Here is a 22,348-nt window from a genome sequence, read left to right as displayed (position 1 = left end):
CGTGGACCTCAGGGTGGAAGAAGTGCGGCCTGGGCGGGCACATACCCACCCGCCATCAGCCGCCGTTGGAAATCCGTCTCGGCCTGGCCCGGGCTTTCACAGTGCCGGGCGGCCAGCCAGGCCTCCAGGGGCATGCCGCCCTGGCCGCCCTGCACGGCCGGCCACAACAGCGCGGCCAGGGCCGCACAGCGCGGCTGCGGCCCCGGCGACGCCAGCGCCTTATCCGCCCTCGGTGCCTTCTGTGCATCCAGCGCCGCCAGCGCCCGCAACTCCAGCAGCGCCAGACGGCCACTCAAATCCTGCACGGCCCAGTGGCGCGGCCATTCGGTCGTCAGGGCGGTCATCAGCCCGCGCGCGCTCGCGGCCAGGCGAAGCACATCGCCCCAGGCCTGCCGAGCCGCCGCCGAGGCCACTTCGGCCACGGCGACCCGCGCCAGCGCGTCCCGCCGGGAAAAGGAGGGCCCGCCCGGTGCAGCCTGGATCGAGGCCCGCAGTGCGCTGATGTGCTCCGGTGCCGCAGGCGACTGGTCGGCACGCATCAGCAACAGCGTGGCCCGGGCGTGTGCCAGCTCCATGGTCCAGTAGCCGTTGTCCGGGTCCTGGCTCACCGCCGCTTCGATGCGCTGGACCGCATCGGCCATCACCGAGTCAGCCTCATCGGCGCGGCCCATGGCCCGCATGGCGTCGGCCCGGCGCAGATCGATGGCGCCCAACTGGCGGGCCCGGATGCGGGCATCAGGGTCGGCCTTCACCAGGGCCACGGTGATGTCGCGCGCCATGTCCAGGTGGGCCATGGCCTCGCGGGGTTCGCCGCGCACCAGCGCCACCTTGCCGAGCCAGAGCTCGGAGCCCGCCACCGCGCCCTGAGCGGTGCGGCTGTCCGGCTGCCGCCGCAAGGCTTCGCGTTTCTGGCTCAGCGCCCGGCCAAACCAGAGCTGGGCCTCGGCCCAGTCCCCCTGCTGGAAGGCGGTCGAGCCCAGGCTGTTGACGGCATAACCCCATTCCATTTGCGCAGTGGCATCTTCCGGCATCGCCTCGCGCCAGGTCTCGCAGGCCTCACGGTAGGCACCAAACCATTTCATCGCGGCAGCAGCATCACCGCTGTCCAGGGCCATCTGCCCCAGCCAGAACGCGCTGGCACCGAGGGTGCGGTAGTGGTCGGCCAGGTCGACATCCGGCGTCGGGTGGGCCGCCAGCAACAGGCGTCGGGCCGCTTCCAGCGCCTCCACCGCCACATCGGTGCGGCCCTTGCCCCGGCTGCTGTTGACCTCGCCAATGACCACCAGCGCCTTGGCGCGCTGCAGCGCCTCGGCCGCCGACTCTCCAGCCCCGTCGGCAGGTGCCAGCACCCGCACGCCCTGCTCCGCGATCCGGCTGAGCAGATCCAGCTTGCCGATCGGCCGCAACTGGTCCGCCAGATCCCCCAGCATGAACGAAGCCAGCCGCTGGCTCTGGCGCTCCCGGTCCGCCGCGAGTCGGGCCTGGCGTCCATAAGCAATGGCCGCCACCAATGCGACGCCGGCCAGCATCACGACCAACGCCAGGCCCATCCAGCGCAAGCGGCGTTGCCGACGCAGCCGGGCCAGTGACTGGGCAATGAAACGCTGCTCTTCCGGGCCGAAGAGCGCCGATGACTGACGTAGCGCCCGCGATGCCTGCCACAGCAGGCCGCCGCCTGGCAGCAGCAGCTGCGGCGCACCACCGCCCTCCACCCAACGTTGCATCCATGGCCGCAACTCATCCCGCAAGGCCAGCGTCACCCGATGCTGCGCCACCCAGGCCGTGACCCGGGGCCAGCGCCGCAGCAAGGCTTCGTGCGCAACGCGAAACCCGGTGGCCCCCGCCACGTGGTCGGCTACCAGCAGGCGTGCTTCCACAAAGGCATGGGCCAGCGCCCGTTCATGGTCGTCACCCAACGAGGCCGCCGAGGCCCAGCGGCTGGTGGGCGTGGCTTCTTCGGACGCCAGGCCGACGATGCGCGGCAGCAGCCGCACCAGCGCCTCCTGCTGCGAGGTGGGCAGCCCGGCAAGCACCGCTTCTGCATGGCGGCCAATGGCGCCCTCCAGTCCCCCCATGGCTTCATAGGCGTCCCAGCTCAACACGTCGCCGGCCGCACGGCCGAGATAGAGCGCCTGCAGCGTGTACTGCAGCAGCGGCAAGGCATCCGGCGCCTGCATGGCATCGGTGCTGAGCCGGTCGTCCAGGCGGTTGAGTCCACTCGCATCGGTAGCAAAGACCAGGCCGGCCGCGCGCGCCGGCAGGCGGATCATCTGCGCCAGCGCGTCGGCATCCGGCGGGGCCAGGTCCATGTGGGCGCCCTGCTCCTTGTCTCGCATCAGCGTGGGATGCTGGGCCAGGGCCGGATAAAAATCGTTGCGGCAGAGTGCCAGCACCAGCAGTTGGCCGCTGGCCACCAGCGTGTCGATGGTGGCGATGAAGCGGGCCGCCAACGAGGCCCCTTCCGGGCCTGCGGCCTGCAGCACGGCCTCCAGGCGGTCCAGCACCAGCAGCGGCGGCGTGCCCACCAGCCTCGCAGCTTCCAGCGCGATGCCCAGCAGGCGCAGCACCTCCTGCGGCTGCTCGCGCAGCAGCTCGGCCAGCGACGTGATGCTGTGGCCGGAAAGCAAGGGTTGGCCCTCCCAGTCCCAATCCAGCAGGCCGCCCGCCAGCGCGGACCAGGGGTCCAGGTCACCCAGCGAGGCCAGATCCACTGTGGCGCTGGCGCAGATGCTCACGCCGGTGGCGGCCAGGCGTGCTTCGGGCTGACCGCGCAAGGCCGGCAACAGCCCCGCCTGCACCAGCGAGGTCTTGCCCGAACCGCTGGGGCCCAGCAACACCACCAGCGGCTGACGCCGCCGCCATTGCGCGGCCAGACGGGATTGCAGGGCTGCCACCGCATCGTCACGGCCGAAGAAGACGGCCGCATGGGCTTCGTCGAACGGCTCCAGGCCACAGAACGGCGAGTCATCGCGCCAGGCCCCTTCATGGCTGCGCGTACCCAGGGCGGACAACACGCCAATCGGCGCCACCACGCGATAGCCCTGCTTGCGGATGGTCTCGATATATCGGGGCGCGGTGGCGCTGTCGTCCAAAGCCTTGCGCAGGCCGGCCATCACCTTGTGCACAGGGTTGTCGCCCAGGCTCTCGCCGGGCCAGCAGGCGGCCAGCAGCGCCTCCGCCCCCATGACCTCGCCGGGGTGGCGGCACAGCGCGGCCAGCACCGCCATCGGGCGTGGCTCCAGGCTGAGCGTCTGCTCGCCGCGCCGCAAACGGCGGGCCGCCACGTCGACCAGCCAGTCGCCCAACATGAAGCGGGTGCCCGCGCCGGTGTCGGCGGCAGCGCCTCCAGCGGCTTCTCCCCTGGCCACGCTGGCGCGTGGGTTGGCCGCGTCCGCACGTGCGTCGACATCGGCCTTGCGCGCCGGCGGCAACGCCGGCCGTCCGGCGGATCCAGGCGCATTGGCGCCCGGCGCGGGGCCGTTGTCAGTGATCGGATCCATGTTGTTCTCTCCCTCGCGCCGACCGAGGTCCCCGGGCGGCGAGGCGTGCAGTCTAGGAGGGCCGTGCGCCCCCGTCCATCCTGTGGTGGCGCACCCACGATCCCGAGGGCGAAATCAGGAATGCGCACCGGCAAGCTCAGATTCCATCCGATGGGGCTGGCGGACCCCGACACCTATCGTTGCGTCACCTTGCTTCACAGCCCCGACGCCTTCGTCCCTGCCCTCACGCCACCACCATGATCGACGCCGCCCTCGTCAACCTCGCCCAGCAACTGAACCAGTCGCTGCGCCGGTCCTTCATGGTGACCGACGACCTGGTGGTGGTGTCCAGCCTGCATGAGCACGACGGTGGCCTGGCCACCCACACGGCCAACCGGCTGGCGCTGTTCCTGGTGAACCTGCAGCGCGACACCATCGGCGGCGTGGCGCCCAAGACGCCCACCCATGGGCGGCAAACCCTCCAGCCGGCACCGGTGCACCTCAACCTGATGCTGATGATTGCCGCCAACTTCGGCGGCAGCACCTACCCGGAAGCGCTGAAGCTGCTCTCCAGCACCATCGCCTTCTTCCAGTCCCGCCCGCTCTTCGACCACCACAACACCCCGGACCTGGACCCGCGCATCGACCGCCTGGTGCTGGACCTGGAAAACCTCGGCTTCAGTGAACTGTCCCAGGTCTGGGGCCTCTTCGGTGGGCGCTACCTGCCGTCGGTGATGTACCGGCTGCGGCTCATCACCATCGACGCCGGCCATAGCCAGGCCACGCTGCCCCCAGTGCGCGATCCGCAGGTGCGGATGGGGAGCGCGCCATGAGCGGCACCCTGCCCCTGCTGCGGCTGGACGCAACGCACGGCTACTTTGCGGATGGTCGCGGCCGGGGCCTGCAATTCGAACCGGCCGATGACACCGCTGTGCGGCTGCGCCGCGCCGATGTCATGTCGCGCCAGGATGGGACATCTCTGTGGTTGTTGGGGCCCGAGGATGCCAGCGAGCAGTTGATGGCGGAGGACACCAGCCCGCTGCGCTGGCTGGTGCGCGCCACCGAGGCGCACTTTGCCCTCTACACCGCCGACCCCGCCCGCCGGCCACGCGAGCTGCTGCTGCTGGAAGCGCCGGACGCCGCCGAAGAGGGGCCCGGGTGGACCCATGGCGAACCGCTCGCGACGGTGGTGCGGGTGGTGCCCGTGGCCCTGCCCGGCCAGACGACGCCGGATGTGGCGCTGCACCTGGACGGCGAAGCCGCCTGGCGGCCGCCCTTTGCGCAGCTGCGCCTGCCCCCGTCGTGGCTGCGGCCCACCGACCTGCCGACGGCCAACGCCATCCTGACGGCCGCCACCGCAGGCACCGACCCAGCCACCAACGCAGCCGCCCAGGCGGCGCTCACCGCAGCCACCGTGCGGCGCGGCCACGGCCTGCCCCGCCACCTGCGATGGTCGCTGCCAGCGCGCGCCACAGTCTGGCGGTACTGCCTGTTTGGTGACTGGCCGGAAGACGCCCTGGAGGTCCACGACCCGGCCGGCGCGATCAGTTTTCATCCCCCCACCGCCGAGCGCCTGGATGACGGGCGCACGCTGCTGGCGCTGCATTCACGGGCGCCCATCGTGCTGGCGGAGCGCTCCCAGGCCCGCCTGCAGCTGCGATGCCGGCAGGCGGGGTTGTCCAGAGTCCTGGTCAAGCGGCTGCCGGTGCCCGGCCCGCAACACCTGGCCCGCGAGGAGATCGACGGTGCGGCGACGCTGGTCTCCGAAATCCACGTTCACCGCTGAAGCACTGCCGAACGCAGCACACCAGCGTCGCTGCACACCTTTGTTCATTCCTGCTGAGAGGAGGCCGTCATGGCTATGAAGACACCCGGTGTCTATATTGTTGAGAAAAACGCCTTTCCCAACTCCGTCGTGGAGGTAGCCACCGCGGTGCCCGCCTTCGTCGGATACACCGCCAAGGCGGACAACGGCGGCAAGTCCCTCAAGGGACGCCCCTGGCGCATCAGCTCCATGGCGGAGTTCCACACCTATTTCGGCATGGCCCCCGCGGCCCGGCTGACGATCAGGGAGATGGCCGCCACGGACCATGAATCCGCCTTCACGGTGGAGAAGAAGGACTATGTGCTCGACCAGCCGCCCGGCAAGGACGGCGGCCGCTTCCTGCTGTATCACAGCATGCGCCACTTCTTCCAGAACGGCGGCGGCCCTTGCTACATCGTGTCGGTGGGTGACTACGACAGCACGATTGGCGCGGAGGACCTGACCAAGGGCATCGATGCGCTGCTCAAGGAGCAGGAGCCCACGATGCTGGTCATCCCCGACGCCGTGCTGCTGCCGGAGAACGACTGCGTCTCCGTCCAGCAGGCCATGCTGCAGCACTGCGGCGGCAAGATGCGCAGCCGCATTGCCATCCTGGATGTGTGGGGCGGCGACCGCGACCTGAAGGACAACCGGGGCGACCCGGTGGCCGCCTTCCGCAACAGCCTGGGCGTGAACTTCCTGGACTTTGCCACCGCCTACTACCCGTGGGTGCGCACCACCGTGGTCCAGGAACGTGACCTGGACTACACCAACGTGGTCAACGCCACCCAGCTGTCCGAGCTGATCCGCCAGGACCTGCAACTGCCGGCCACAGAGGCGGACGATGCGGATGCCAAGGGCGACACCGGCGCGGCGCTGCGCCGCAAGTCCCTGTGGAAATCCCTGCGCCAGGTGAGCTATGACGACGCGGCCTGGAAGGCCGACCTGTCCGAAGCCATCACCAATTCCGCCAAGTCCGAGGAGGACAAGCAGAAGCTGCTGGCCGAGGATGCCCTCAAGGGTGCCATTGCCACCCACAAGACCCTGCTGCACAAGAGCCTCACGGCCATCAGCCCCATCTACAACACGCTGATGGGCGAGGCACGCAACCAGCTCAACGTGCTGCCGCCAGCCGCCGCCATGGCCGGCATCTACACCATGGTGGACAACACCCGCGGGGTGTGGAAGGCCCCGGCCAACGTCAGCATCAACGGCGTGGTGGCGCCTTCGGTCTCCATCTCGCATGAGGACCAGGAAGACCTCAACGTCACCACGCAGGGCAAGTCCATCAATGCCATCCGCAGCTTCATCGGCGAGGGGGTGCTGGTGTGGGGGGCCCGGACGCTGGACGGCAACAGCCTGGACTGGCGCTACGTCAACGTGCGTCGCACCATGATCATGCTGGAGGAGTCCTGCCGCCTGGCGGCCAAGGCCATGGTGTTCGAACCCAACGTCAGCAACACGTGGGTGACCATCAAGGCCATGATCAGCAACTTCCTCACCAGCGTGTGGAAGCGTGGCGGCCTGGCGGGCTCGGTGCCGGAAGACGCATTCAGCGTCCACGTCGGCCTGAACGAGACGATGACGCCCGAGGACATCCTCGAAGGCATCCTGAAGGTCACCGTGCTGGTGGCCATCAGCCGCCCGGCTGAATTCATCGAGATCACCTTCCAGCAACAGATGCAGAAGTCCTGACGGACGCTTTCGTGCGCGTCCATCGGCGCACATCTTCCATCCTGAAATCACCACCCGACAAGGAGGCAGGTCATGCCTGAAGACGGTTCAACACAATCGGCCACCACCTGGCCGCTGCCCAAATTCAGTTTCAAAGTGCTGTGGGACAGCCAGGAACTGGCGTTCCAGGAAGTTTCCGGCCTGGACGTGGAGGCACAACCCATCGAGTACCGCGCGGGCAACAACCCCGCCTTCTCGGTGCTGAAGATGCCGGGCCTGAAGAAGTACAGCGACGTCACCATGAAGAAGGGCATGTTCAAGGGCGACAAGAACTTCTGGGAATGGTTCAAGGCCATCCAGCTCAACACCATCAAGCGCAAGACGGTGGTGATCACGCTGCAGGACGAGACCGGCAATGCCGCAGTGACCTGGACCCTGGCCAATGCCTGGCCCACCAAGATCACCGGCACCGACCTGAAGGCCCAGGGCAACGAAGCCGCCATCGAAACCATCGTCATCGCCCACGAGGGCCTGACGTACGAGGTGGCCTGATGGCCCAGCCCCCTTCCGCGTCCAAGACGCAGGCGGCCCAGGCCGGGCTGCTGAGCTTCCCCTCGGCCTTCCACTTCGCCGTGACCTTCGGTGCCGTGCACACCCGGCATCCGGAGGCCGCGTTCCAGGAGATTTCCGGCCTGGGTGCGGAGATGGAGACCGAGGCGGTCGTGGAAGGGGGCCGCAACGACTACGTCCATTTCCTGCCCAAACCGGTGAAGCATCCGCGCCTGGTGCTCAAGCGCGGCATGGCCGACAAGACCTCCGCGTGGGTGAACTGGTGCAAGAGCACCCTGGAAGTCGGCCTGGCCAAGAAGATCCGACCCCGTGTCCTGCGCATCGTGCTCATGGACCGCGAGGGGCAGATCATCCGCCAATGGTCGGTGACCAACGCCTACCCGGTGAAGTGGGAAGTGGACCCTTTCAACAGCCAGCGCAATGAACTGGCAATGGAACGCATCGAGCTGGTCTACGCCAGCAGCATGCGCGACAGCTGACCCCCGGAGCGCCACCATGAGCATTGAAGTCCGCCAACTGTTGATCCGCACCCAGGTCAACCCCGCCCCCGCGCCGCCGGTGCGTGCCGCGCTGCCGGCCCGTGAACTGCAACGCCTGCGCGACCAGGTGCTGTCGGATTGCAAGACCTGGCTGGCTGAACGCCTGCGCACGAACGGGGAGCGCTGACATGCTGGACGACGAAGCCCCAGACGACGGCCAGCACAAGCGGCTGCTGATGACCCGCTACAAGGTGAGCAAGGGGGGTGCCATCGAACTGGAAGACAGCATCAAGTTCGAGGCCCAGATCAACCCGGCCGACTTCAAGCACAGCTACAGCATCGGCTACGACACCACCAAGGACATGGGCGCCTCCAAGACCGAGGCCAAGTTCTCCGCGACCGACCCGGAGGAGGTCAGCTTCTCCATCGTGCTGGACGACACCGGCGTGGTCGAGTCCGTGCCGGACCAGCCCGGGAGCGTCAAGGGCCAGCTCGGGCTGCTCAGCAAGGTGGTCTATGACTATGTGAATGCCACCGGCGAGCCGCCCTATGTGCGGCTGCTCTGGGGCGCGCTGATCTTCTTCGGCCGGCTCAAGAGCATGTCCACGCAATACAGCCTGTTCAAGCCCAATGGTGATCCGCTACGGGCCAAGGTCGACCTGAGCTTTGTGGGCGCCACCAGCCGGGCCGAACGCAAGCTGGAGAACAACCGCGCCGCCACCGGCCGCATGACACGCACGGTGACAGCGGAGGAAGGCGACACCGTCGCCAGCCTGTGCGCCGAGGTCTACCAGGACGACTCCTACGAGACGCAGGCGCGCGTGGCCCAGGCCAACGGGCTGAAGGACCTGCGCCAGCTGGCGCCCGGCCAGACGCTGACCTTCCCGGCCATACCGCCAAGAAGCAGCACCAGCAGCACCAGCAGCAGTAGTAGCAGCAATGCGACTGCGACCCCCTCGGCAGCGGCCGCCCTCGCAGCGCCGGCCGTGTCCGCCATCGGGACCTGAATCATGGCCATCTCCCCCGCAGAGGACGCCATTGGCGTCGTCAACCTGAAGATCCTGGTGGATGGCGAGCCCCTGGACGCTGCGGCAGCGCTGGTGTCGCTGCGCATTCACCGCGCGGCCAACCGCGTGCCCTCGGCACGCCTGGAGTTCTCCGACGGTGACATGCCGCGCCTGGAATTCCCGATCAGCGACGCCAACCATTTCAAGCCCGGTGCCAAGCTGGCGATCGAGGCCGGTTACCTGGACGGCAGCGAACCGCTGTTCGAGGGCGTGGTGGTGCGCCACCGCCTGAAGGTGCAGGGCGAGAACCATGCGCGCCTGGTGGTCGAATGCAGCGATGCTGCCGTGAAGATGACGGTGGGCCGCCGCAATGCCAACTACATCGACATGAGCGACGCGGACATCCTGCCCGCCCTGGCCCAACGCCACGGGCTGACGGCCACGGTGGACGCCAGCGACGTCACCTACACGGAACTGGTCCAGCACTACTGCAGCGACTGGGACTTCATGCTCTCCCGCGCCGATGCCAATGGCTGGCTGGTGGGTGTGAAGGACGGGGCCATCACCATCAAGCGCCCCACCGCCGACGGCCAGCCGGTGCTGACGGTGACCTACGGGCAGGACCTGATCGAGTTCGACGCCGACATCGATGCCCGCCACCAATACACCAGCGCCCAGGCCCATGCCTGGGACCTGAAGTCGCAGGCCGTGATTGAGGGGACGGCGGCAGATCCCGCCGGCCTGCCCGCCCAGGGCAACCTGACCAGCGCCACCCTGGCCGAAGTGGTGGGGTTGGACTGCCTGCGCCTGCAAGCCGGCGCGCCACAGGCCCAGCCAGGCCTGACCCGCTGGGCCGAGGCGCAGCAGCTCAAGGCCGGCCTGGCAAGGATGCGGGGCCGGGTGCGGTTCCAGGGCAATGCCCTGCCGGAAGTCGGCGGCCTGATCGAGCTGGTGGGCGTCGGCGCACGCTTCAGCGGCCCGGTGCTGGTGACGGGCGTGCGTCACGAAATCACCGAGGGCAACTGGTTCACCGAGGTGGAGTTCGGCCTGGCGCCGGACTGGTTCACCGAACGCAGCGATGTAGCCGCCACGCCCGCAGCCGGCCTGTTGCCAGGTGTCCATGGGCTGCAGGTGGGCGTGGTGCTGAAGCTCGATGCCGACCCGGCCGGGGAACACCGCGTCCAGGTCAAGGTGCCGGTGCTCAAGGCGGAGACCGAGGGCGTGTGGGCGCGGCTGCTGCAATCCCATGCCAGCAACGGCTTTGGTGCGTTCTTCCTGCCGGAGGTGGGCGATGAAGTCGTGCTGGGTTACTTCGCCAACGACCCCAGCCACCCGGTGGTGCTGGGCAGCCTCTACAGCAGCACGCGCACGCCGCCCTATGCGCTGGAGGCGCCCAACGACACCAAGGCCTTTGTCACCCGCTGTCTGGCCCGCATCGAGATCAACGAGGCCGACAAGATCATCACCATCACCACGCCCAACAAGAACAAGGTGGTGTTGAGCGACAAGGACAAATCCATCCTGCTGCAGGACGAGAACCAGAACAAGGTGGAGCTGTCGCCCGCCGGCATCGAGCTCAACAGCCCGAAGGACATCCTGATCAAGGCCACCGGCTCGATCAAGCTCGATGCGGTCGGGCCGGTGAAGGTGAGCTCCTCGGCGGATGTGCAGCAGTCGGGTCTCAACATCCAGTGCACGGCGCAGATCGGTTTCACCGCCAAGGGCAATGCCAGCGCCGAGCTCTCCGCATCCGGGCAGACCGTGGTCAAGGGGGCGATGGTGATGATCAATTGATCACGCGACCGCCCATACCACCCGCGCATACCACCCGCCCACACCACCCATCACCACAACGACCGCCCTCACCACCGCAGCCACCACCGCAGCCCCCCCACATCGAGAGACCCCCATGCCCCCCGCCGCCCGCATCACCGATCTGCATGTCTGCCCCATGGTCACTCCCGGGCTTCCCCCGATTCCGCATGTCGGCGGTCCGGTGATCGGCCCGGGCGTGGCCACTGTGCTGATCGGCTTCCTGCCGGCCACCGTGGTGGGTGACAGCCTGACCTGCGTGGGCCCGCCCGACACGCTGGTGAAGGGCTCCGCCACGGTGCTGATCGGCGGCCGCCCGGCCGGCCGCGTGGGAGACACCACCGCCCATGGCGGCACGATCACGCTGGGCCTGCCCACCGTGATGATCGGCGGCTGAGGACACACGAAGGACGCACCATGAGCAGCGACCCCGGATTCCTCGGCACCGGCTGGGCCTTCCCGCCCACCTTCGACATCCGCAGCCGTTCGGCCGCACTGGTCTCGGCAGCGCCCGACGTGCGCGAGAGCCTGCGCATCCTGATGCTGACGCATCCCGGCGAGCGCGTCATGCACCCCACCTACGGCTGCGGGCTCAAGCGCCTGGTCTTTGAACAAGTCACCAGCAGCCTGCTGACCGAGACCCGCAACATGATCCAGCGTGCCGTGATGCTGTTCGAGCCCCGTGTGGAGCTGGAAGGCATCCGCTTTGACACCGACGGCCTGCATGAAGGCGTGCTGCGCATCCGACTGGACTACTGGCTGCGCAGCAGCAACACCAAGGACAACCTCGTGTTTCCGCTCTACATGCACGGCGGCCAGGCCATGCCGCTGGCGCTGACCGCCGGCACCCAGGCGCAGAACGACCTGATGGACGGGATGATGGCATGAGCGCCGGTACCGCCCAGCACGAGCGTTTTCCTCCCGCGCTGGAGGAAGGCTACGTGGCCGTTGACCCGCTGCGCTTCGAGGACCGCGTGGCCATGGTGGAGCTGCTGGCCCGCCAGCTGCGCTACGTGGACCCCGACAACCATGACACCGGCCACTGGTACGAGCTGCTGGAGAACGACACCACCCTGGTGCTGGCACGCATTGCCGCCTTTGACCTGGCGCAGCGAGAACGCCATCTGGCCCAGCATCTGGACAGCGCGCCTTTGGAAGCACTGGCCCAAGGGGTGGGCGCCATGGCGGAGATGCTGGACAGCTGGTACATGGCCCTGCAGCAGGAGGAGGCCGACTTCACGGCCCAGGCCATGCAGGAACGGCTGCGCCAGCTGATCCGCCAGCAACTCGCGGCCGACCTGCACTGGGTGCGTGAACGACACGGCCAGCGCCGCTGGCAGAACAAGGCCATCGTGCCGCCGCTGAGCACGCTGTGGGACCCTTCGGCAGAAGCGCTGGCGCTGCTGTCGGACCAGCGCGGCAACGCCTCCGCCCGTTACGCCGCGCGCCATGAGCGGGACCAGTTGCGCCGCCGGCATGTGGCCTTCCACGGCGCCATCGAAAGCCTGCAGGCCAAGGCACACGAGCTGATCCCGGCGGCCTGGGGTACTGGCCAGCATGAGCCGGCCGTGGCCCTGTTGATGGCCTTCATGAAGGTCTGCGAAAAGGTGCAGGCGCAGGTCAACCGCTTCCCGGCGCGGCATGCCGAGTTCTATTACCGCGACGTGCTGGGGTTCCTGCCGCGGGGCCCCCGGGATGACACGGTGCTGGTGGCCTGCCAGCGGGACCCCCGCGCCATTGGCGAGGTGAAGGTCGGCAGCGGCACCCTCTTCGATGCCGGCAAGGACGCGGCCGGACGGCCGGTGCGCTTCCGCAGCGAATCCACGCTGGCGGTGACCGACACCCGCGTGGCCAGCGTCTGTTCCCTGTTCCTGGAGCGCGACCGGCTGATCTCGCCCGAACGGGACTTCGGTTTCGTCACCCGCGCCAAGGCCTGCGAGCTGCAGTTGGGCCGAGGCACGGACTGGCGGCTGTTCGGCGGCGACGCCAACGTGCCGGATGCCCGCATCGGGCTGGCCATCGTCTCGCCCATCCTGGCACTGGCCGAGGGCGACCGCCTGCTGAGCATCGAACTGCGCATGCGACACGACACCGCCTATGCCCGGCGCTCCCTGCAGGAGCTGGTGGCCGGCGTGCTGACCGCGGGCGCCATGAAGGACACCGACAAGGCCGAACACACCCTCAAGGTGACGGCACTGCGGCGCGCCATGGGGGTGCTGCTGGTGCGCTGGCTGCTGGCCGGCGCGGATGCTTCGCCCCACGCCACCCTGAAGATCGCAGACTGGCAAAAGATCTGGGAGGTGGCCGCACGGGTGCTGCAGAAGGACCTGCCGGCGCCCGCCGTGGCGGGCGACCCGCTGAGCGTGTTCCATCTGGAGACGGATCCGGACAACCTGGAACCCAACCGGGACCTGATGTTCAACCAGCTGTTCCAGGGTGCACTGAACATCTCGCTCAGCGCCGCCACCGGCTGGTTCGTGGCCACGGACGTGCACATCTCGGCCGCACCTGCGGGCGGGCTGGCGCTGCAGGTCCGCCTGCCCCATGACGCGCCGGCCATCATCGGGTGCGACCCTCAGCTGCACGGGCCCGAGTGGGAGACGCGCCTGCCGATGATGCGCCTGGAGATCTGCCACGAGGGGCGCATCTACGCCTATTCGCTGCTGGCGGACATCCCGTTCAAGGAGGCCTTTGTGAAGGCCAGCGTCCAGGGCGTTCGCCAACTGCTGCTCAGCAACAGCCTGGGCCGGCTGGACGGCACCAAGCCCTTCATGCCCTTCGGCCCCCTGCCCGCCGTGTCGTCCAGCTTCGTGGTCGGCTCCCAGGAAGCGGCCCGCAAGAACCTGACCCTGCTGAAACTGCACCTGCAGTGGGCCGGCCTGCCGCAGGAGCCCGGTGGCTTCAGCGCGTATTACGCCAGCTACGGCCTGGAGCAGCACAACGAGAGTTTCACCGCGGCCCTGTCCCTGATGCGCGACGGGCGCTGGTTCCCCTGTGGGGGCGACTCCGCGCGGCAGCGCCTGTTTGCCTGGCACCCGGGGGATGGGCGGCTGATGGAGCATCAGCACTTCGAGGTGGATGCGCCGACCGTGGGCAAGCAGATGCGTGCCAGCGAGCAGGATTGGGGAACCGAGGCGCTGCCACGCAACGGCCTGTGCCGCCTGCAACTCTCCGGCCCCCCGGGGGCCTTCGGCCATGCGGCTTATCCGGCCGTGCTGTCGGAGGTGGTCAATGCCAATGCGCGTACCCGGCGCCATCCCCGCCCGGTTCCGAATCCGCCCTACACGCCAGTGCTGGAAGCGGTGACGCTGGACTATGACGCGGACACGGTCATTGCGCTGGACCGTGACGACGGCCCCGGCGACGGCGTGGATGGCGAACGCCTGCTGCATCTGCGGCCCTTCGGTGCCATCTCCCTGCACTTGGCAGACGCAGGCACTGAACACACGCTCCTGCCGCACTTCGACCGTGACGGCCAACTGCTGATCGGCCTGCGTTCCTCCGACCCCGGCGGCACGCTGACGCTGCTGTTCGAGATGAAGGAGTCTCCGGTGCGCCCCGGCCAGCAGCTGGCCCTGACGCGTCCCCAGTGGGCCACGCTGGTGGGCCAGTCCTGGGTGCCGCTGCCCTCGCACTGCGTGCTGGCGGATGAGACGGACGGATTCCTGACCTCCGGCATCGTCACCCTGGACCTGCCGCGCGACATGCGCAGCGACCACACGCTCATGCCCAGCGGGCTGTACTGGCTGCGCATCAGCGCTCATGACGGCTTCGACACCTTTGCCCGCCTGCGGGATGTGCGCTGCCAGGCCCTGCGGGCGGTGCGTGCCCCCGCGCCGCCACCCGCCAACGCCGGTACGCAGCCGCCAGCGCCACCCACGCTGCTGGAGGCCGGCCGCATCAACCGGGCGATCCATACGCTCAGTGGCGTGGCCACGGTCGCCCAGGTCGGCAGCTCGGTCGGGCTGCGGGCGGCGGAGGACGCACGCGCTCTCTACACCCGCGCGGGTGAACGGCTGCAGCACAAGAATCGCGCCAGCACCACCTGGGACATGGAGCGCCTGCTGCTGGACCGCTTTCCGGATGTCTTCAAGGCGCGCTGCCTGACGGCTGATGAGGTCGTCGATGACGACGGGCTGGGCGGCGAGCACCTGCCGCCGGGCACGGTGGTGGTGGTGGCCGTGCCCATGCTGCCGCGCAACCAGCCGGCCCTGGCCTGCGAGCAACCCCGCTTCAGCGCCATGCAGCTGCGGCGCATGGCGCTGGCCCTGAAGGCTCTGGCCTCCCCCTTTGCCAACATCGAGGTGCGCAACCCGATGTATGAGCAACTGCAGGTGCGCGGCGTGGTCGGCCTGCAGCGCGGGGCCCATGCCGGCGCCACCTTGCAGCGTATGAACCAGGCGCTGGTGGAGATGCTGTCGCCATGGATGGACCAGGGCTACGGGCCGCGTTTTGACTGGACCGTCCGCGCCGAGGACATCGAGGCCCGCCTGCGCAACATGCCGGGGGTGGCCTTCATCACGCAGCTGTCCATCCTGCGCCTGAGCCAGGACGACAACGGCAGCTACCGCCTGGCCGACACCGCGCGTGCCAGCGAGGAGGAACGGCGGCACGTGACACACAGCCGGCCCTGGAGCCTGGCGCTGCCCATGCCGCAGCACCTGCTCAGCGACACCGAAGGCTTCACCTACTCGGCGCCCGTGGCCACCGGCATTTCCAAACTGGCGATAGGCAGCACCTTCGTCATCAGCGGAGCCACCGCATGACTCAACAGAACCGCCAAACGCTGTATCAGTTCTTCGGCGAGGGCCAACTGCCCACGGCCGATCACTTCAAGTCGCTGATCGAATCCACGCTCAACATGGTGGACGAAGGCTTCAGCAAGTCGCCCGATCACGGCCTGGAGGTCTATACGCCCCAGGGGTACGACGCCCTGTTGAGCTTCTGCCGCGAGCGCAACGGTCTGGCCCCGCTCTGGTCCATGAGCTTTGGCGGCCGCAATGAGCAACTGGCCTTCCACCCAGGCAGCGTCAACGACACCCGGGGCCAGGCGCCCGTGCTCTCGCTGGACAGCAAGCGCCGCGTCGGCATCGGCATCGCCGAACCGACCGCGGCCCTGGACGTCGACGGCGTGGTGGCGGCGTCGGGGCGGCGCGGCACCTATCCACGCCCCGACAGCTCGGCCTTGCGGGCCAACGGCGAATGGCACGACCTCACCGGCGACCTGCGGGGCTGCCACGCCTTCGACGTGATGGCCGGCGCCAGCAGCGCCCAGGGGCGTGAACCGCGATTTGCGCTGCTGCACGCCGTGGCCATGAACACATTCAACCCGCGTGAACGCTGGTATGACGCGTGGCTGGGCCGCAAGCGCATCCGGTCGCAGAACGCCTGGTATGGCCGGCGCTGCGACCAGCTGGAATTGCGCTGGCTCGCCGCCCCCGGCCGCGAGCGTTATTACCGCCTGCAGGTGCGCACCCGCTGCGACTACGGTGCGGGCGCCATGATCCAGGCCACGCTGACGCAGCTGTGGTTTGACGATTTCACCGGGAGCAAGACACCATGATGCTGCCCCACCCCTCCACCCTGCCGCTGGCGGCCCCGCGCCCAGCCGAGGAACAGGCACTGGGCTTCGAAGGCCTGCGCGCGGAAGGACTGCGCTGGCTGCAAGCGCTCAGCGGCCAGCGCTGGACCGACCACAACCTGCACGACCCCGGCATCACCCTGCTGGAGCAGCTCTGCTTCGGCCTCACCGACCTGGTCTACCGCAATGGCTTCCCGGTGGCGGACCATCTGGCCGGACCGGGCAACGTCGTGGATTACGACGCCTTGTCCCTGCACCCGCCCGCCGCGGTGTTTCCCTGCCGCGCCACCACGCCGGAGGACTACCGCCGCTGGTTGCTGGACCGGGTACCCGGGCTGGACGACGCCACCCTGACGCTGGTGCAGGGACAGCCCGGTGTCTATCAGCTGCGGCTCAAACCCTCCGAATGGCTGGCTGGCGATGATGAGGCGGATGACGCCGACGGCGGTGATGGCGGTGGCCAGGCCGAGGACGATGCCGTTACCGCCCGCCGCGAGGCCGCACGGGTAGCCGAGGCCCGCAAGGCCTGGCACACGCAGCGCAACCTGGGGGAAGACCTGGCCCCGCGCGTGACCTGCGAGAAGGACGTGATGTGCGACCTCAAGGCCGTGCTGGAGATCGAGGGCGAGCGGGATGCCGTGCACATCCTGGCGGATGTCTATGACCGCTGCGCGCGCTTCATTGCCGGCGCGCCGGTTTCGGACACCCTGCACGACCGGCTGGGCAGCGCCCTGCCCCTGGCCGACATCTACGACGGCCCGGCGATGCAGCACGGCTTCATCCGCTCCTCCAGCCTGGCCGCCAACGACATCGGCCGCCTGTTCCTGTCGGACGTGGCCGCCGAGATGCGGCAGGTGCCTGGCGTGTTTGACGCGCGGGTGGTGTCCATCACGCCGGATGTGATGGCACCGCAGGACCTGGCATCCGCAGGGCACGGAACCGTGGTGGGCTCGGTGGCCTGGCATGGCGACGGCTGGGCGCTGGCCCTGCGCCTGCCCTCCCCGCGATCGCCGGCATGGGTGGAAGTGCGACGGCGCGGCCACCTGGTGCACATCCCGCCGCTGGAACTGCGCCGCCGCCTCAACGACCTGCAGACGGCCGGCCGGGCCCGGCGCTCACGCCAGCAGGCCGACCAGGCCAGCCGCGCCGATGCCCTGCTGCCCCGTGGTGTGCACCGCGACCTGGGGTCCTACTACTCGGTGCAGCATCACCTGCCGGCCATCTATGGCCTCGGCCGCTACGGCGTACCGTCCTCCGCGCCGCCGCAGGTGCATGCCCGCGTGAAGCAGCTCAAGGCCTACATGGTGCTGCATGAACAGCTGATTGCCCAAGGGCTGGCACAGCTGCAGGCCATGCGCTCGCTCTTTGCGATTGACCGGGGATCGCGCCAGACCCTGTGGACCCAGCCCATTGGCGAGGACCAGGTCCCCGGCCTGCAGGCGCTCTACCTGAGCGACCCGGCCGCCATCGCCCAGTCCCAGCTGCAACGCCTGGACAGCGGCACCGCCCGCAAGCGCCGCGCGCTGGACCACCTGCTGGCCCTGCATGGCGAAACCTACACCCAGAACAGCATGCGGCAGTTCTGCACCCACTTGCTGCATGACGAACTGGAATCCTTGCTGCTGGAGAACAAGGCCGCCTGGCTGCGGGACATCGTGACCCTCACCCGGGACCGCGCCGCCGGCGTGGACCTGGGCCGCCCGAGTTGGGGCCAGACCGACAACTGCAGTGGCCTGCAGCGACGCGCAAGCCTGCTGCTGGGCTTCCGGCTCTGGCATGACCGGCCACTGACCCGTGTGCTGCGCGACCACCGCGTCATGATTGACGCCGGCACCGGCTCGGCTGCCGACGGCGCGGATACCCCGCCCGCCACCGTGACCTCCGGCGCGCCGGGGCTGGTGCAGTTGCCGCCGGAGTTTTCCGAACGTGGCACGGCTGCGGGCACGGCGGTGCGACCCACCACGCGGACACAGGTGCAGGAGGACCTGAGCCAGTTCCCGTGGCTGCGGCGCCAGCCGTTGCCGGTTTCGCTCACCCGTACCGCCGCGCGGGCGCAACGCTACCGCGTCATGCCGCCGGGCAGCATCCCCATGCTGCCGCAGCCCACCATCCACCTGCATGACCCGGCGCCGGACAGCCCGGAGCTGATGGCCGAACCCACCCCGCATGCCACGCTGTTTGCGCTGCCGAAGCCGGACACCTCTGCCGGCTACCAACTGGTGCTGGGCCCGGATGAGGAACAACGCTGGTGGGTGTTGGGCGGGTTCAAGGACGAGGACGCCGCCCGCCGTGCCGCCTCCAGCCTGCGGCTGTTCATGCTGCACCTGGACCAGGAAAGCGAAGGGCTGCATGTCATCGAGCATGTGCTGCTGCGCCCGCTGCGGGACCGTTCACCCGAGCACGAAGCCCTGAAGCTGGCGCCGGGCTTTCATCAGCTGAAAGTAACCGCCGTGCTGCCCGGCTGGACCTCGCGCACGGCCCAACCGGCGTTCCGCAACTTTGCTGCGGAGACCCTGCGCATCAGCACACCCGCTCACCTCGCCCTGCGCCTGCGGTGGCTGGATCTGCCCGCGATGCAGCGCTTTGAGGAACTGCATGAACAGTGGCTCGACACCCGTCTGGGCCTGGCCGGCGCGGCCGACGACCCGCGCGCGTTGGCCCGCACGGACCGTGCCGCCGTGCGGCTGCTGGCCTTGATGCTGGAATGGCAGGAGGCGGACCGGGTCAACCCGGCCGGGAATGCGCATGTCTGAAGCCCACGTGATCGAACACCTGCGGGCGGAAGCGGACATCCGTGGCGCCAACGTGGAGGAGGCGGAAGGCCGCTGGTCCGCGTGGCTGCGGGGCCCGGGCCTGCAGTTGCTCGACGATTTGCTGGACGAGTGCTACCGCGACACCTGCGAGCCGGGTGATGTCTGGACCCTGCACAGCCTCACCCTGGACCTGGGCGTGGTGGACGGCCCCGCCTGGGAAGAGGCCTGGAGCCGCCAACTGCGGCAGGCCTTGACCGACGCGCTGGATACACAGCGTGGGCCCGCCGGGGCACGGCGACGCCCCGCAGGGGTGCGCAGCCGGATGCAGTCGCGCCTGTCGCTGCTGTTGTATTTCCTCCGGCACGGCCGCCTGCCCTGGCAGGCCCGGGGCGAAGACCCTCGGCTGCTGGCGCAGGAGTTGCTGCAGCGGGACCCCGCGGCTTTGGTGGGTGCCTTGCGCCAGCAGGAGGACCGGGCCCTGCTCGTGCGGCGCCTGGTGCTGCAGTTTGACCGCACCTGGCTGGCCTCGCTGGTGCAGGCCCTGATGCCGGGCCGCCCGGCCAGCGCCCAACGGCTGCTCGCCATGGTGGCCGCGCACGGCCTGCATGGGCAAGCCCCCAGCGGCATGGTCTCGCTGTGGGAGGTGGTGCTGGACGAGGCCCTGTCCGCCGAAGGCGATCAGCGCAGTGCGCCGTTGCCCCGCGCGCGGGCCCAGTTGAAGGCAGCACTGGCGGCAGGGGCGCATTTCTCCGCCGGCACCGACCCGTTGCTGGCCCTGGGTGATGCCTGGCAATTGCTGCTTCGCGAAGACGCTGCCTGGCTGCGGGACACGCTGCAGACAGCCGGCCGCCAGGACGGCCAGCGTCAGCGCCTGGCCCGCGCCCTGCCGGCCGAGCTGCTGCCGCAGATGCTCACGCTGTGGATGGGCGACACCCTGCGGGGCGAAATCGGCCGCTGGATCGAAGCGGTGGCGACGGCCGTACCGGCCTCGACGTCGGAGACCGGCGAGCGCCGCCAATGGCTGTGGCAGGCCACCCTGGACCATGCCCTGCGCGGGGAGACGGCCGCCTTCGAGCCCACCCGCTACACCGCGCATGTGCGCCAGCATCTGCATCAGCTCGCGCCCACGGGCGCGCAGGCGCCGCAGCGCTGGTTCGACCGTGTCGTCTCCGGCGCCACAGCGATGCTCTGCGCCGCCGCCCAGGCCTTGCGGCTGCGCTGGCGCCCGCGCCAGGAGGCATCGGACACGGCGGCAGAAGCCCTGCGGCCGATGGCGGCGGAAGACACGTTCGGCGACCCGATGGCGGTCGCCAATGCGGGGCTGGTGCTGATCAGCCCCTACCTGCCCAAGCTGTTCCAGATGGTGGGCCTGGCCGATGCCAAGGGCTTCAAGGACGCCGCCGCCGCGTTGCGTGGCGCCGTGCTGCTGGAGGCCCTGGTCACCGACGCACCGCCGGAGGATGGCGCCACCAGGCCGCTGCGTCAGCAGGCCGTGGAGCACACGCTGTCGCTCAACAAGCTGCTGTGCGGCCTGCCGCTCGACGAACCACTGCCACGCGAATGGACGTTGACCACCGACGAGCGGCAAGCCATTGAGGGCCTGCTGGGGGCGGTGGTGCAGCACTGGCGCGTGCTGGGCGCCACCTCCATCAATGGCCTGCGGCAGACCTTTTTGCGCCGGGCCGGGACCTTGCGCCCGGAGCAGGACGGCTGGCGGCTGGCGGTGGAACCGGGCGCCTTCGACATGCTGATCGATCACCTGCCATGGGGATACACCGTGGTGAAGTTTGGATGGATGGAAAGGGTCCTTCATGTGGACTGGCGATAACCAAGCGGCCGGTGTGGCCGGCAACGCACGCGCACTGGAGCAGGAACTGGGCTGGCTGGAGTCCGTGGTGCAGTCGCGCCTGGCGCGGCATTTCGGCCCGCCCGCGCAGAGCGAACCACCCGCCCCGCCGCGCCTGCCGCCGGACAGCGCGCTGGGTGCACTGCTGCAAGATGCCGCCCTGGACGCGGACGAGCGCCTGGTGCTGGCCCTGGCGTTGGCGCCTCACCTGCGCCCGTCGTTGCTGGACCTGCTTTTTGTCCGCAACCGCAACCTGGACCGCGGCTTCAGCGAATTCGGCGGCTGGAAGGGCCGGTCCCACGGGGGGTTCCTGCCCACGGCCGAGACCGCGGCCTTCCTGATGGCGGATGAAGACCTGTCCCGACGCACGCAACTGCGCCGCCTGCTGGATGAAGACGCACCGCTGCGCCGGGAGGGCCTGCTGCGCCTGGACCACGACGCGCCCGGCGAACCCTGGTTCAGCGCGGCGCTGCATGTCACCGCCGAAACGCTGGAACGGCTCACCACCGGCGTCTCCCGCAAGCCGGACTTCAGTGCCGGCTTCCCGGCCCGGCTCATCACCACGCGGCTGACCTGGGACGATCTGGTGCTGGATGCCGATGCGCTGGCCGAAGTCCACACCCTCACCACCTGGGCACGCCACGGCCGCCAGCTGATGCAGGACTGGCAACTCGCCCGCGCCGTGAAGCCGGGTTACCGCAGCCTTTTCTTCGGCCCCCCGGGGACCGGCAAGACCCTCACCGCCACGCTGATCGGGCAGGCGGTACAGGCGGACGTCTACCGCATCGACCTTTCCATGGTGGTTTCCAAATACATCGGCGAAACCGAGAAGAACCTGGCCCAGGTGTTCGACCAGGCGCAGCACCGCGACTGGATCCTCTTCTTCGACGAAGCGGACGCGCTCTTTGGCAAGCGCACCGCCACCAGCAGTTCCAATGACCGCCACGCCAACCAGGAAGTGGCCTACCTGCTGCAACGGGTGGAGGACTTCCCCGGCACGGTGATCCTCGCCACCAACCTGAAGAACAACATCGACGAGGCCTTTGCGCGGCGCTTCCAGTCGGTGGTGCATTTCCCGATGCCGGATGCGGACCAACGCCTGCGCCTGTGGGAGGGCCTGCTGCGCCCCACCGGGCGGCTGGCGCCGGAGGTGGACCTGCAGGACCTGGCCAACCGCCATGAACTGGCGGGCGGCGCCATTGCCAACGTGGCGCGCTTTGCAGCCCTGCATGCGCTGCAGGCGCAGCGGCAGCGCATCACCCAGGCCGATCTGCGGCTGGGCGTTGCGAAGGAGCTGCGCAAGGAAGGACGGGTGGTGTAGCCATGGCCCAGTTTGATCCCCG

General features: G+C 69.1%; 16 protein-coding genes. 15 read left to right on the top strand and 1 reads right to left on the bottom strand.

Annotated features, from left to right (window positions below):
• Positions 1–8 precede the first annotated feature (8 nt).
• The gene (locus BMY53_RS16170) at positions 9–3,500 is read right to left on the bottom strand and encodes an nSTAND1 domain-containing NTPase (protein WP_092947529.1); all 3,492 of its coding nucleotides are present in this window, start codon (positions 3,498–3,500) and stop codon (positions 9–11) included.
• A gap of 236 nt (positions 3,501–3,736) precedes the next feature.
• On the opposite strand from BMY53_RS16170, the gene BMY53_RS16165 reads away from it, so the two are divergent.
• The 15 genes from BMY53_RS16165 to BMY53_RS16100 all read left to right on the top strand — a co-directional run bounded on the left by BMY53_RS16165 (position 3,737) and on the right by BMY53_RS16100 (position 22,326).
• Positions 3,737–4,312, top strand: coding sequence for a Pvc16 family protein (locus BMY53_RS16165; RefSeq protein ID WP_092947528.1), 576 nt, complete (start codon positions 3,737–3,739; stop codon positions 4,310–4,312).
• Positions 4,309–5,265, top strand: a complete 957-nt coding sequence (locus BMY53_RS16160; RefSeq protein ID WP_092947527.1) for a hypothetical protein — start codon at positions 4,309–4,311, stop codon at positions 5,263–5,265. Before BMY53_RS16165 ends, BMY53_RS16160 begins: the two co-directional genes overlap by 4 nt.
• Before the next feature lie 69 nt (positions 5,266–5,334).
• The gene (locus tag BMY53_RS16155; protein ID WP_092947526.1) at positions 5,335–6,978 is read left to right on the top strand and encodes a phage tail sheath family protein; all 1,644 of its coding nucleotides are present in this window, start codon (positions 5,335–5,337) and stop codon (positions 6,976–6,978) included.
• A gap of 72 nt (positions 6,979–7,050) precedes the next feature.
• Entirely contained in the window at positions 7,051–7,509 is a 459-nt protein-coding gene (locus tag BMY53_RS16150) for a phage tail protein (RefSeq protein ID WP_092947525.1), read from the top strand.
• On the top strand, positions 7,509–8,006 hold the full coding sequence (locus tag BMY53_RS16145; protein ID WP_092947524.1) for a phage tail protein: 498 nt from the start codon (positions 7,509–7,511) through the stop codon (positions 8,004–8,006). The genes BMY53_RS16150 and BMY53_RS16145 overlap by 1 nt, the downstream gene beginning before the upstream one ends.
• Positions 8,007–8,022: 16 nt before the next feature.
• Entirely contained in the window at positions 8,023–8,193 is a 171-nt protein-coding gene (locus BMY53_RS25975) for a DUF5908 family protein (RefSeq protein ID WP_177200910.1), read from the top strand.
• Position 8,194: 1 nt separating this feature from the next.
• Complete coding sequence (locus tag BMY53_RS16140; protein WP_092947523.1) at positions 8,195–9,013, top strand: LysM peptidoglycan-binding domain-containing protein; 819 nt, start codon at positions 8,195–8,197, stop codon at positions 9,011–9,013.
• A 3-nt stretch (positions 9,014–9,016) separates the two neighbouring features.
• Positions 9,017–10,807 (top strand): type VI secretion system tip protein VgrG, encoded by a 1,791-nt coding sequence (vgrG, locus tag BMY53_RS16135; RefSeq protein ID WP_092947522.1) that lies wholly within the window; start codon positions 9,017–9,019, stop codon positions 10,805–10,807.
• Between the two features lie 115 nt (positions 10,808–10,922).
• Entirely contained in the window at positions 10,923–11,222 is a 300-nt protein-coding gene (locus BMY53_RS16130; protein ID WP_092947521.1) for a PAAR domain-containing protein, read from the top strand.
• A 20-nt stretch (positions 11,223–11,242) separates the two neighbouring features.
• Positions 11,243–11,713, top strand: coding sequence for a GPW/gp25 family protein (locus tag BMY53_RS16125; protein ID WP_092947520.1), 471 nt, complete (start codon positions 11,243–11,245; stop codon positions 11,711–11,713).
• Positions 11,710–15,591 carry a baseplate J/gp47 family protein gene (locus tag BMY53_RS16120; RefSeq protein WP_092947519.1) on the top strand — a complete coding sequence of 1,294 codons (3,882 nt, stop codon included), beginning with the start codon at positions 11,710–11,712 and terminating at the stop codon, positions 15,589–15,591. Before BMY53_RS16125 ends, BMY53_RS16120 begins: the two co-directional genes overlap by 4 nt.
• On the top strand, positions 15,588–16,388 hold the full coding sequence (locus tag BMY53_RS16115; RefSeq protein ID WP_092947518.1) for a hypothetical protein: 801 nt from the start codon (positions 15,588–15,590) through the stop codon (positions 16,386–16,388). Before BMY53_RS16120 ends, BMY53_RS16115 begins: the two co-directional genes overlap by 4 nt.
• Complete coding sequence (locus tag BMY53_RS16110; RefSeq protein ID WP_092947517.1) at positions 16,385–19,159, top strand: hypothetical protein; 2,775 nt, start codon at positions 16,385–16,387, stop codon at positions 19,157–19,159. The genes BMY53_RS16115 and BMY53_RS16110 overlap by 4 nt, the downstream gene beginning before the upstream one ends.
• A complete protein-coding gene (locus BMY53_RS16105) occupies positions 19,152–20,987 on the top strand; it encodes a contractile injection system tape measure protein (RefSeq protein ID WP_143074100.1) in 1,836 nt (611 codons plus the stop codon). Before BMY53_RS16110 ends, BMY53_RS16105 begins: the two co-directional genes overlap by 8 nt.
• The gene (locus BMY53_RS16100; RefSeq protein ID WP_092947515.1) at positions 20,971–22,326 is read left to right on the top strand and encodes an ATP-binding protein; all 1,356 of its coding nucleotides are present in this window, start codon (positions 20,971–20,973) and stop codon (positions 22,324–22,326) included. Before BMY53_RS16105 ends, BMY53_RS16100 begins: the two co-directional genes overlap by 17 nt.
• Positions 22,327–22,348 lie beyond the last annotated feature (22 nt).

The sequence above is a fragment of the Roseateles sp. YR242 genome (assembly GCF_900109745.1).
GTDB lineage: Bacteria > Pseudomonadota > Gammaproteobacteria > Burkholderiales > Burkholderiaceae_C > Roseateles.
The sequence above is the reverse complement of the archived record's forward strand: the minus strand, read 5'-3'. Positions and strand labels throughout refer to the sequence as shown.

Excerpts from the sequence above, each read along its gene's own strand:
- BMY53_RS16170 (WP_092947529.1), bottom strand. The coding sequence starts at position 3,500 with ATGGATCCGATCACTGACAACGGCCCCGCGCCGGGCGCCAATGCGCCT.
- BMY53_RS16165 (WP_092947528.1), top strand. The coding sequence starts at position 3,737 with ATGATCGACGCCGCCCTCGTCAACCTCGCCCAGCAACTGAACCAGTCG.
- BMY53_RS16160 (WP_092947527.1), top strand. The coding sequence starts at position 4,309 with ATGAGCGGCACCCTGCCCCTGCTGCGGCTGGACGCAACGCACGGCTAC.
- BMY53_RS16155 (WP_092947526.1), top strand. The coding sequence starts at position 5,335 with ATGGCTATGAAGACACCCGGTGTCTATATTGTTGAGAAAAACGCCTTT.
- BMY53_RS16150 (WP_092947525.1), top strand. The coding sequence starts at position 7,051 with ATGCCTGAAGACGGTTCAACACAATCGGCCACCACCTGGCCGCTGCCC.
- BMY53_RS16145 (WP_092947524.1), top strand. The coding sequence starts at position 7,509 with ATGGCCCAGCCCCCTTCCGCGTCCAAGACGCAGGCGGCCCAGGCCGGG.
- BMY53_RS25975 (WP_177200910.1), top strand. The coding sequence starts at position 8,023 with ATGAGCATTGAAGTCCGCCAACTGTTGATCCGCACCCAGGTCAACCCC.
- BMY53_RS16140 (WP_092947523.1), top strand. The coding sequence starts at position 8,195 with ATGCTGGACGACGAAGCCCCAGACGACGGCCAGCACAAGCGGCTGCTG.
- vgrG (WP_092947522.1), top strand. The coding sequence starts at position 9,017 with ATGGCCATCTCCCCCGCAGAGGACGCCATTGGCGTCGTCAACCTGAAG.
- BMY53_RS16130 (WP_092947521.1), top strand. The coding sequence starts at position 10,923 with ATGCCCCCCGCCGCCCGCATCACCGATCTGCATGTCTGCCCCATGGTC.
- BMY53_RS16125 (WP_092947520.1), top strand. The coding sequence starts at position 11,243 with ATGAGCAGCGACCCCGGATTCCTCGGCACCGGCTGGGCCTTCCCGCCC.
- BMY53_RS16120 (WP_092947519.1), top strand. The coding sequence starts at position 11,710 with ATGAGCGCCGGTACCGCCCAGCACGAGCGTTTTCCTCCCGCGCTGGAG.
- BMY53_RS16115 (WP_092947518.1), top strand. The coding sequence starts at position 15,588 with ATGACTCAACAGAACCGCCAAACGCTGTATCAGTTCTTCGGCGAGGGC.
- BMY53_RS16110 (WP_092947517.1), top strand. The coding sequence starts at position 16,385 with ATGATGCTGCCCCACCCCTCCACCCTGCCGCTGGCGGCCCCGCGCCCA.
- BMY53_RS16105 (WP_143074100.1), top strand. The coding sequence starts at position 19,152 with ATGTCTGAAGCCCACGTGATCGAACACCTGCGGGCGGAAGCGGACATC.
- BMY53_RS16100 (WP_092947515.1), top strand. The coding sequence starts at position 20,971 with ATGTGGACTGGCGATAACCAAGCGGCCGGTGTGGCCGGCAACGCACGC.